This is a genomic window from Mesorhizobium sp. M7A.F.Ca.CA.002.04.1.1 (assembly GCF_004022805.1).
GTDB classification, from domain to species: domain Bacteria; phylum Pseudomonadota; class Alphaproteobacteria; order Rhizobiales; family Rhizobiaceae; genus Mesorhizobium; species Mesorhizobium ciceri.
The window spans coordinates 1-7,891 of sequence record NZ_RZPL01000210.1 but is presented as its reverse complement, the minus strand read 5'-3'; the positions used below and the strand labels follow the sequence as shown (position 1 = coordinate 7,891).

Annotated in this window: 8 protein-coding genes; 2 read left to right on the top strand and 6 right to left on the bottom strand. The window is 62.5% G+C overall.

The genetic code is table 11. The features are described from left to right. The 6 genes from ENZ75_RS13485 to ENZ75_RS13460 form a co-directional block, all read right to left on the bottom strand. The coding region (locus ENZ75_RS13485) for an aminotransferase class I/II-fold pyridoxal phosphate-dependent enzyme (protein ID WP_128278136.1) at positions 1-386 on the bottom strand (386 nt) is incomplete at its 3' end. Beyond that, positions 383-1,351 (bottom strand): biotin synthase BioB, encoded by a 969-nt coding sequence (gene bioB, locus ENZ75_RS13480; protein ID WP_224570943.1) that lies wholly within the window; start codon positions 1,349-1,351, stop codon positions 383-385. The genes ENZ75_RS13485 and bioB, both read right to left, overlap by 4 nt. 174 nt (positions 1,352-1,525) lie before the next feature. After that, complete coding sequence (gene nadC, locus ENZ75_RS13475) at positions 1,526-2,407, bottom strand: carboxylating nicotinate-nucleotide diphosphorylase (protein WP_063169252.1); 882 nt, start codon at positions 2,405-2,407, stop codon at positions 1,526-1,528. Position 2,408: 1 nt separating this feature from the next. Then, positions 2,409-3,950 (bottom strand): L-aspartate oxidase, encoded by a 1,542-nt coding sequence (locus tag ENZ75_RS13470; protein ID WP_063169251.1) that lies wholly within the window; start codon positions 3,948-3,950, stop codon positions 2,409-2,411. Next, the gene (gene nadA / locus ENZ75_RS13465) at positions 3,947-4,921 is read right to left on the bottom strand and encodes a quinolinate synthase NadA (RefSeq protein WP_063169250.1); all 975 of its coding nucleotides are present in this window, start codon (positions 4,919-4,921) and stop codon (positions 3,947-3,949) included. Before nadA ends, ENZ75_RS13470 begins: the two co-directional genes overlap by 4 nt. Before the next feature lie 62 nt (positions 4,922-4,983). Continuing rightward, positions 4,984-5,946, bottom strand: a complete 963-nt coding sequence (locus ENZ75_RS13460; protein WP_024505567.1) for a membrane protein — start codon at positions 5,944-5,946, stop codon at positions 4,984-4,986. A gap of 171 nt (positions 5,947-6,117) precedes the next feature. Between ENZ75_RS13460 and panB the strand changes: the two genes are divergently transcribed. Together panB and panC are read left to right on the top strand one after the other, a co-directional pair. Then, positions 6,118-6,954, top strand: a complete 837-nt coding sequence (gene panB / locus ENZ75_RS13455; protein WP_063169249.1) for a 3-methyl-2-oxobutanoate hydroxymethyltransferase — start codon at positions 6,118-6,120, stop codon at positions 6,952-6,954. Beyond that, a complete protein-coding gene (panC, locus tag ENZ75_RS13450; RefSeq protein WP_063169248.1) occupies positions 6,951-7,859 on the top strand; it encodes a pantoate--beta-alanine ligase in 909 nt (302 codons plus the stop codon). The genes panB and panC overlap by 4 nt, the downstream gene beginning before the upstream one ends. Positions 7,860-7,891 lie beyond the last annotated feature (32 nt).

Genomic DNA, 7,891 nt, shown 5'->3' with positions numbered 1-7,891 from the left:
CCCTCATGCATGCTGGCATGAGCGAGCTCGTCGAGGACCAGCAGGTCGCCTTTCTGCGGCAGGGCCGTCAGCAGAGCGAAGTTGGCGATATAGCCGCTGCCGAAGAACAGTGCACGCTCGGCTCCGAAAAATGCCGCTGCGTCCGCCTCCAGTTGCTCATGTTCCGGTGCATTGCCGCGCAACAGCCGCGATCCGGTGGCGCCCACTGGCGTGCCCCGCGCAATCGCCGTCGAAACCGCATCGCCCAGTCTTTTGGAGGCGGCAAGTCCGATATAGTCGTTCGACGAGAAGTCGAGCCCGGCGCGCGGTGCGAGCGTCCGCAACCGGTCCTTGCGCCCCAGTCCCCGCAAGGTTGCGTCATAGCGGGCAAGAATTGCCTCCTTCATTGCGTGGCGAGTTCCATAGGCTCAATGCCGAGGCGCCGGAACAGAAGGGTATCCTTGTCCTCGCCGGGATTTCCCGCCGTCAGCAGCGTGTCGCCGACAAAGATCGAATTGGCGCCGGCAAAGAAGCACAGCGCCTGCGTTTCGTCGCTCATCGCCGTCCTGCCGGCGGACAGCCTTACATAGGATTTCGGCATCATCACCCGCGCGAGCGCAACGATGCGGACGAAATCGATCGGATCGATGGCGTCGGCCGCGGCAAGCGGCGTGCCTTCGATGGGAATAAGCATGTTGATCGGCACGCTTTCCGGCGGCTCGGGCAGGTTCGCGAGCGTGACCAGCATGTCGATGCGATCGGTCTTTTCTTCTCCCATCCCGACAATGCCGCCGCAGCAGACTTTCATCCCAACCGCGCGCACGTGCCCAAGCGTTTTCAGCCGGTCGGCAAAAGTCCTGGTTGAAATAACCTCGCCATAGTAGCGCTCAGAGGTATCGATGTTGTGGTTATAGTAGTCGAGACCGGCCTGCTTCAGGCGAGCAGCTTGCTCAAGATCGAGCATGCCGAGCGTCATGCAGGTCTCCATGCCGAGGGCCTTGACGCCCTCAATCATGGCGACCACAACGTCCATGTCGCGCTCCTTGGGACTTCGCCACGCCGCGCCCATGCAATAGCGCGTTGCGCCGCCATCACGCGCCTTGGCCGCTTCGTCGATGACATGCTTGACGTCCACCAGCTTCGACGCCTTCACACCGGTTTCGTAATGCGCAGACTGGCTGCAATAGCCGCAATCTTCGGGGCACCCGCCGGTCTTGATGCTAAGGAGCCGCGACAGCTGCACTCGGTTTCGATCGAAGTTCTGGCGGTGGATCGTCTGAGCCAGGAACAGCAGATCGTTGAATGGCATGCCGTAGATGGCCTCGGCCTCTTTGCGGTTCCATCGCGGAGGCGTTCCGTCGACCGATTGCATGGTCTGGTTCACGTCGAACTCCGAGTTCATTCCAATCGTCATCGTCAAACCTTTGTTTGCTAGTCCGGTACGCCTTCTTGGCTTTGGGGCGCACTCGCTAAAGGCGAGCTGCGGCACGTCTTTCCAGCACCTCCTACGCCTGCCGAGCTGATGTTGCTCCTCACGCCGTAATCCTCAGTTCAAGTGCTTGCAGATGTTCTGGTGGTCCGGCATGTCCAGGCCGATGTCGAGGATCGGGGCGCTGTGCGTCAGCCAACCCATGGAGATGAGATCGACACCGGTCGCCGCAATCGCCGCCGCCGTTTTCGGCATCACCCGACCGGACGCCTCGGTGATCGTACGGCCATCCACTATAGAAACCGCGCGGGCAAGATCCTCGACCGACATATTGTCGAGCAGCACCGCGTCAACACCAATCGCGAGCGCTGCATCGAGCTGCTTCAGCGTGTCGACCTCGACCTCGACCTTCACCATATGCCCTGCTGCGGCGCGCGCCCGCTCTATTGCTGTGCGCATATCGCCGGCGATCGCGATGTGGTTGTCCTTTATGAGCACGCCGTCATCGAGGCCGAACCGGTGATTGGCACCGCCGCCGACGCGCACGGCGTATTTCTCCAATGCCCGCAGCCCGGGCGTCGTCTTTCGCGTCGATACAATCCTCGCCTTGTGACCGCGCACGGCCTCAACCATGGCCGCTGTGGCAGTGGCAATGCCGCTCAGCCGGCATAAGAAATTGAGGGCCGTGCGTTCGGCCGTGAGCAGGCCTCGTGCGGGTCCGGACAATCTTGCAATGGTTTCCCCGGCCCCAACCTCGCTGCCATCAGGGCGCCAGATCTGGATGTTGATCGCCGGTTCCACGAGAAGGAAGGCATACGAGACCAGATCGAGCCCGGCAACGACGCCCGCCTGCCTCGCTTTGAGCACCAACGTGGCAGTGCAATCATACGGGATAACCGCATCGGTGGTCAGGTCGCCGGATCTGCCCAGGTCTTCGAGGAGCGCAACGCGCACAATCGGTTCGATCAGGGTCGCGGGGAGGGGGGAGAATGAAGTCATATCAAGTGCTCCGTATGGTAGCCCGGCAATCGAGTGCGGCCGCGGCCCGCATTGCGCTGTGCAGTGTCAGCCGTGATGGGCGCACGTTGGCATCGTGGAGCGGGAAATCGGACCGACAGTGCGCGCCTCGACTCTCTTCCCGCCTCAGGGCCGCCGCGGCGATCATCAGTGAGACCAAAGCCGGACCAGAGGCAGCGACACTATTGGCTGCGATCGGCAGCAGGGTCGCCACCGCTTCGCGCATTGCCTCGCCGTCGCGGATGATACCCAGGGCGGCGGAGACAATCGGGCGGACCACGGAAGCGTCTGGTCGTGGAGGGACGAATGTGGAGCATCTGCGCGGTCGCCGGGTATACGACGTGCCGGCAACGCTTTCGGCAACCCAGCTCGCGGTGACCGCCGCTTCGGTGAGCGAGTTGCTGGCCAGGCGGTTGGCGCCGTGCAGGCCGGTACAGGCCACCTCACCGCAGGCCCACAATCCCTCGATGGAGCTGCGGCCGGCGCTGTCTACGGCGACGCCGCCCATGTGATAATGTGCCGCCGGGCGCACCGGGATCAGGTCGGTCGCTGGGTCGATTCCTGCGCTCCGGCACAATTCGGCGATGCCTGGAAAACGCTTGCCAAATCTCGGGCCGAGACTTTGCCGTGCGTCCAGGAATACGCGGCGTCCAACGGCAAGCTGGTGCCAAATGGCGCGCGCTACGACGTCGCGAGGCGCAAGTTCACCGCCAGGTGTGTCGGCGAGGAAGCGCTCTCCTCGCTCATCGATGAGCACCGCGCCTTCGCCACGCACGGCTTCGCTCACCAGCGGCATCGGCCGGCGCGGACCGTCGAGCGCAGTTGGATGGAACTGTATGAATTCCAAGTCGGCGAGTTCCGCCCCCGCCCATGCGGCGAGCGCCAGCCCGTGACCCCATGAGCCAGCGGGGTTTGTCGTGTCGCAAAACAGCCCGCCGACGCCGCCGGTCGCCAGCACCGCGCGACGCGTGGGCAGAGCGAGCGCGCCGGCTCGTCCTGCTGCGACCACGGCGATGACCGACCCGTCCTGCACGACCAGCCGGCGGACCTCCACATTTTCGATAATGGTGATCGAGGCTGTACGCCGAACCGCGGCGACGAGCGCGCGCACCAACTCGCGACCGGTGGCGTCGCCGGCTGCATGCACAATCCGCCGTCGCGAGTGTGCCGCCTCGAGCCCAAGTCGCAACGCGCGGTCAGGGTGCTGGTCGAAGTCGACGCCGAACCTTTGGATCGTCCTAATCGCTTCGGGTGCAGCTCGTACCACTCGCCGCACCGTGGCCTCATCGCAGAGTCCGTCGCCGGCAGCTATCGTGTCGCAAAGGTGAAAATCTGGGCCGTCGTCGCCCCCGAGACTTGCCGCAAGACCGCCCTGGGCAAGTTCACTGCAGGCTCCGGTTCCAAGCGGCGCGTTGGTCAAAAGCACGACCGGTTCCGGCGCCAGATGAAGCGCCGTCATCAGGCCGGCAATGCCGCCGCCGATGACGACCGGCGCCCCCGCGATTTCGCGAACCTCCAGACTCATAGGGAAAGCATGCGCTCGACCGCGCGGCGGGCGGGGCCGGCAATTTCGGGATCAATCCGGACCTCATGCCGGTTCTGCTCGAGTGCGGCGCGAATGTTGGCCAGGTTGATGCGCTTCATGTGCGGGCACAGATTGCATGGGCGAACGAACTCGACGTCGGGATGCGCGACCGCGACGTTGTCGCTCATCGAACATTCGGTCAGAAGGACGACACGCTTCGGTTTCTCACGCTCGACATAATCCGACATCGCCGCGGTCGAGCCGGAGAACTCCGCCTCCGCGACAACGTCTGGTGGGCATTCTGGATGGGCCAGCACGATGACGCCTGGATGGGCATCGCGCAGTTCCCGGATGTCTGCTGCGGTGAAGCGCTCATGCACCTCGCAATGGCCTTTCCAGGCGATGATCTCGACGTCTGTATCGGCTGCCACGTTCCTCGCCAGATATTCGTCCGGGAGCATCAGCACACGCGCCACGCCAAGCGATTCCACCACCGCCTTGGCGTTGCCGGACGTGCAGCAGATGTCGGACTCCGCTTTTACGGCGGCGGAAGTGTTGACGTAAGTAACAACGGGGACCCCCGGATACCGCAGCCGCATTAGCCGCACGTCGTTTGCCGTGATCGATTCGGCCAGCGAGCAGCCGGCGCGGAGATCCGGGATGAGCACGGTCTTGTTCGGATTGAGCAGTTTTGCCGTCTCGGCCATGAAATGAACGCCGGCAACCACGATGATGTCGGCGTCGACCGTCACCGCCTTGTGGGCCAACGCCAGGCTGTCGCCGACGATGTCTGCCACGCAATGAAAAATTTCGGGCGTCTGGTAATTGTGCGCCAGCACCACCGCATTGCGCTCACGCTTCAGCGCTAAGATGGCTTCAATATCGCCGGCGAACGCGGGCCATTCAACGGGTGGGATCACCCGCCGGACACGCTCATACAAGGACGCAGCCATAGGTAACGCCCCAGTCATTGGCGCCTCGATTATATTCGGTTTGACAATAAGGGAATATATCTACCTTGACTATAAGTATGTCAAGCCCGCGCCAGCGGTAATTTTGTCCCGGCGATAGCCCTGTCGTCGAGGACGGCATGCCGGAAGCGATAAAGCTTCGCCGGTCGGCCGCCCGTGTCGAGGGAGGTCTCCCCGGTCTCCTCAACAAGTTCCTGCTGCTCGACCAATCTCCGGAAGTTCGGCTTGTTGATCAGCCTGCCAGCCAAAGCTTCCACGGTTCGCTGCAGTTGCAGCAGCGTGAAGGAAGGCCGCATAAGCTCGAACACGACCGGCCGGTATTTGATCTTCGAACGCAGCCGCGCGATCCCGGTTGCCAGAATACGACGGTGGTCAGCGACCATTGGTTTGCCAGCCGCGGCCGCAATCGCGTCCCTGCCGCCACCGGCCTCCTCAATCAGAGCAGCTTCATAGAGCAACTCGTAGCGTTGGAGCGTGAGTTCCTCGTTCCAATGGCGGTCGTCGAAGCCGAAGGCTATCGCAGCGCGCTGCCGGCGCTCGCGTTGAGTGGTCGGCTCGCTGGCGCCGCCGGCCCACTCAATCAGGCGGGGCCGCAATCTATCGAGCAGCACAGGCGGCGTGCCGAAGCGGTGGTCCTCCCAGGGAAAATATTCGTACCAACTTTGCCAGCCGCACGCGGCCGAGTTCGTTGCCTGTTCCTTCCTGGTCAATGCGAGATAGCTGATTGAGATGACGCGCTGGTGGCGCTCAGTGCCGATGCGATCGCGATCGGCGAAGGTGTAGAGTTGCTCGATGTATCCAAGTGCATGGCCGGTCTGCTGCTCCACCCACCCCCTCAAACCCGACTGCAGTGATCGATGCTCAAGGGCAAAAGGTCCAGAAGGGAGGGTGTCCGCATGACCGACTGTGAGGACACAGGGCTCACTGTCGTTTACGGCGACCACGACGGCAGTCAGGTCCACTTTGGCTTCGTCAGCTTTGACGGCGGCTTTGCCTTTCTTGGTTCTTCTTGTCTGAGGATCCATGTTTGCGAAAGCGGGTTGGCCCAACGGAGCGCCTTAATCGATTGAATGTAACCTTGGAAGCCAGCACGTCAACACCGGAGTACTCAAGCGCTGTTTTTAGCTCTTCGCAGTCGCACAAAAATATGCCAAACGCGACACCCGCTGTTGGTAACGTAAGGGAAGGGGCCTCGGTTGAGCGCGGCTGGTGAGATAAAAGGGATGACTCCTCCAGATATTCGATCGCGAAAAGGCCAGACGCCACTTGTATGCTTGACGGCCTACACCACGCCGGTCGCGAGGCTGCTCGATCGCCACTGCGACATCGTTCTTGTCGGCGACAGCGTCGGCATGGTGCTGCACGGCCTGTCGTCGACGCTGGGGGTCACGCTCGACATGATGATCATGCACGGACAGGCCGTTCGCCGCGGCCTTGAACACGCGCTGATGGTCGTCGACCTGCCCTTCGGTTCCTACGAGGAAAGCCCAGAGCACGCTTTCGGCAACGCTGCGCGCGTGATGGGTGAGACCGGTTGTTCAGCGGTAAAGATCGAGGGCGGCGAGACCATCGCGGAAACCATCCGCTTCCTTACCGCGCGCGGCGTACCTGTCATGGCCCATGTGGGCCTGACGCCGCAGGCGGTAAACACGTTTGGAGGCTATCGTGTGCAGGGCCGGGGAGCCGATGCAGAGCGGATCAGGCGCGACGCCAGGGCGGTAACTGAAGCTGGCGCCTTCTCCTTGGTGCTGGAAAAGATACCGGAGCAGCTTGCACGGCAGATAACCGCCGATATCGACATACCCACCATCGGCATCGGTGCCTCGCCAGCTTGCGACGGCCAGATTCTGGTGAGCCACGATATGCTCGGGCTCTTCACCTCATTTCGGCCGAAGTTCGTCAAACGCTATGCCGAGCTCGGTGAGCAGGCTGAGGCGGCAATCGCCGCTTACGCCACCGATATGCGGAACCGGCACTTTCCGGCGGTCGAACATCTCTATGTCAACGCCTTGAAGGCCGGTGACTTCACATGAGCGTGCCGATCGCTCGAACCGTGAGCGAGCTGCGCGGCGTCGTTGCGCAATGGCGTCGCTCGGGTGCCACGATCGGTATTGTGCCGACCATGGGAGCCTTGCACGACGGGCATCTGAGCCTCGTGCGGAAGGCGCTCGAAAGGGCCGAGCGGGTGATCGTGACGCTGTTCGTAAACCCCAAGCAGTTCAACAGCCCCGCCGACCTGATTGCCTACCCTCGGACGGAAAGCGACGATGCTGCCAAGCTCGCTCTGCTGGGCACGCATCTGCTCTATGTGCCGGACACAGAGGAAATGTACCAGGTGGGCTTCGCCACGGCCGTTTCAGTGTCCGGCATCAGCGAATGCCTTTGCGGCGCATTCCGGCTCGGCCATTTCAATGGCGTGGCGACGGTCGTGGCCAAGCTCTTCCTGCAGGCCGGCGCTGACTTCGCCTTTTTTGGCGAAAAGGATTTTCAGCAACTTCAGCTTGTCAGGCGCTTGGTCCGGGATCTCGACATTCCGATCACTATTGTGCCCTGTCCGACAGTCCGCGAAGCCGATGGTCTTGCGCTATCGTCGCGTAACGTGCGGCTCTCCCCAGCCCAACGCGCCATTGCCCCAAAACTAGCATCGGTCCTGCTCGATACGGCCGAGCGGCTTGCACGCGGCTCCCCCATCCTGCCTACGCTTGATGAAGCGCGTGCAGCAATTCTGGCTGCCGGCTATCGCGAGCTCGAATACCTGGAGCTTCGCGGAGAAACAGACCTGCAATCGTTAGCAAGCCTTGACCGACCGGCACGCTTGCTTGCTGCGGCTTGGCTTGGCGACACGCGGCTCATCGATAACGTCGCAATATCACCCATCGGTAGTTGGTCAGGTGGGCGGAGCTCTCTCCAATCGGAAGCAGCACAGCAATTGCGGTGATGACGGCGGCGCGTCGTATGCCCTGCAGGGAC

Coding starts and splice junctions, on each gene's coding strand:
- nadC (WP_063169252.1), bottom strand. CDS start 2,407: ATGACTTCATTCTCCCCCCTCCCCGCGACCCTGATCGAACCGATTGTG.
- ENZ75_RS13460 (WP_024505567.1), bottom strand. CDS start 5,946: ATGGATCCTCAGACAAGAAGAACCAAGAAAGGCAAAGCCGCCGTCAAA.
- panC (WP_063169248.1), top strand. CDS start 6,951: ATGAGCGTGCCGATCGCTCGAACCGTGAGCGAGCTGCGCGGCGTCGTT.
- bioB (WP_224570943.1), bottom strand. CDS start 1,351: ATGCAATCGGTCGACGGAACGCCTCCGCGATGGAACCGCAAAGAGGCC.
- ENZ75_RS13470 (WP_063169251.1), bottom strand. CDS start 3,950: ATGAGTCTGGAGGTTCGCGAAATCGCGGGGGCGCCGGTCGTCATCGGC.
- nadA (WP_063169250.1), bottom strand. CDS start 4,921: ATGACTGGGGCGTTACCTATGGCTGCGTCCTTGTATGAGCGTGTCCGG.